Source organism: Mesorhizobium sp. M7A.F.Ca.US.005.03.2.1 (assembly GCF_003997795.1).
Taxonomy (GTDB): Bacteria; Pseudomonadota; Alphaproteobacteria; order Rhizobiales; family Rhizobiaceae; genus Mesorhizobium; species Mesorhizobium ciceri.
The window spans coordinates 1-2,026 of record NZ_RZRP01001019.1 but is presented as its reverse complement, the minus strand read 5'-3'; the positions used below and the strand labels follow the sequence as shown (position 1 = coordinate 2,026).

2 protein-coding genes and 1 pseudogene are annotated in these 2,026 nt (G+C 63.1%); all 3 read left to right on the top strand.

The annotated features are described in order from the left end of the window. Window positions 1-156, top strand: a pseudogene (locus EN991_RS34015) (ABC transporter permease); the annotation flags it as partial. A gap of 87 nt (window positions 157-243) precedes the next feature. Continuing rightward, on the top strand, window positions 244-1,011 hold the full coding sequence (locus EN991_RS34010; protein ID WP_127370376.1) for an SDR family oxidoreductase: 768 nt from the start codon (window positions 244-246) through the stop codon (window positions 1,009-1,011). Window positions 1,012-1,190: 179 nt separating this feature from the next. Beyond that, complete coding sequence (locus tag EN991_RS34005) at window positions 1,191-2,018, top strand: AraC family transcriptional regulator (RefSeq protein WP_024501541.1); 828 nt, start codon at window positions 1,191-1,193, stop codon at window positions 2,016-2,018. The last annotated feature ends 8 nt before the right edge of the window (window positions 2,019-2,026 follow it).

The following is a 2,026-nucleotide window of genomic DNA, read 5'->3' as shown; positions in this document are numbered from 1 at the left end:
TTCGGCGCCATCGTCGGCGCGGCCCTGATCGAGGTGATCCGCAACAGTCTCGGCCTGCTCGGCATCAATGCCTTCTGGCAAGGCGTCTTCATCGGCGGCGCCATCCTGCTGGCGGTGCTGTTCGACCGCATCCGCAATTTCCGCCGCAGCGACTAGAACCATGATCCCGAAAAGTGGAAACCGGTTTTCTCGGACAAACGGAACCGTTTGTCCGGAGATCATGGTCAAACAAAAGACGGTTTGATGGCCAACTCCCTGTTCAGCCTCGAGGGTCGGCTGGCGCTGGTGACCGGCTCCGGCCAGGGCATCGGCTTCGCGCTGGCTCGGGGCCTGGCCGAACATGGGGCAAGCGTGGTGCTGAACGGCCGCGACGCCGCCAGGATCGACAGCGCCGTCGAAAAGCTGCGCAACGCCGGCTTCAAGGCGCACGCCTCGGTATTCGACGTCACCGACTTTCAGGCGGTCAACGAGGACATTGCCCGCATCGAGGCCGAGATCGGCGCCATCGACATCCTCATCAACAATGCCGGCATACAATTCCGCGCCCCGCTCGAGGACTTTCCCGAGGAGCAATGGGAGCGCCTGTTCAAGACCAATGTGTCGGGCGCCTTCCATGCAGCCAAGGCGGTCGCCCGCCACATGATCCCGCGCCGCAAGGGCAAGATCATCAACGTCGGTTCGGTGCAGAGCGAACTGGCAAGGCCGAACATCGCGCCCTACACCGCCACCAAGGGCGCGATCCGCAACCTGACAAGGGGCATGTGCGCCGATTGGGCCAAACACGGCCTGCAGATCAATGCGATCGCGCCCGGCTATTTCCGCACCGAGATGAACCAGGCGCTGGTCGACAATCCCGAATTTTCCGCCTGGCTGGAAAAGCGCACGCCGGCCGGGCGCTGGGGCAATGTCGACGAGTTGATCGGCGCCGCCGTGTTTCTGGCGTCAGATGCCTCGTCCTTCGTCAACGGCCATACGCTGTATGTCGATGGCGGCATGACGGCTTCGGTTTGAGGTTGGCAATTCTCCCGACCGCCATTCGTTCCAGTGCGTATCGCTCAGTCTGAAAATCCGGCCTCACTGGCCGTCATTCGCCCTCGCCGCCCCCGCGCGTCTTGACGCGGCCCCGAACTCGGCCGCACAATCCCCACTGCAGGCGAAGGGAGGCCAGTCGCCTGCGGGAGGATATACCCATGACGGAAGCGATCAGGCTCTACTGGGGCCGGTTCGGACATGTTTCTATCCTGAATGTCGCAAGCGACTTCGTCACCCATGCCCATGTCGAGGCCCATCTCATCATCTGGCTGGAAGGTACGGCCGGCGAAATGACCATCGGCCGCGAGACCGTCCGGCTTGGACCTGGAACGGCCGCCGGCATCAACTCCTTCCAGCCGCACAGCCATGTTCTGTCGCAAAACGGGACGCCCGGTCTGTTTCTCGCCTTCTACATCGATCCCGACTGGGCGCGGCGCCGCCGCGACCTGCCTTCGTCGGCGCCGCTGTTTTCACAAGCCGCGATCACGCTGGAACCGTGGCTGCATCAGGCCGCCGCCAATCTGCTCGACCACCTCAGCGACAATGAGAGCGTCGACGATATCGCCAACTACGAGATCGAGCGTTTCATCGATAGCGTGCTCGACGCCGCCGACGCCTCGGCGCCGCAGGAGGCCCGTGTCCGCATCAACACCATGCAGGATTTTCGTGTCCGCAAGGCAATCCAGTTGATGAGAGCCAATGTCTGCGAGCGCATCTGCTTCGACGACGTGGCGCGCAGCGTCGGCCTGTCGCGACCGCATTTCTTCGCTTTGTTCAAGGAACAGACCAATCTGACGCCCAATGTCTACTGGAACACGCTGCGCATGGAGGAAGCGGTGCGGCAGCTGCAATGGTCGCAGGAACCGCTGATCTCCGTCGCCTGCAATCTCGGCTTCACCACGCAAGGCAATTTCTCGCGCTTTTTCCGCGACCATGTCGGCGTGCCGCCGACGCTCTACCGCGAGGCCGCGCGGGCGATCGCCTGAGCCAGCCG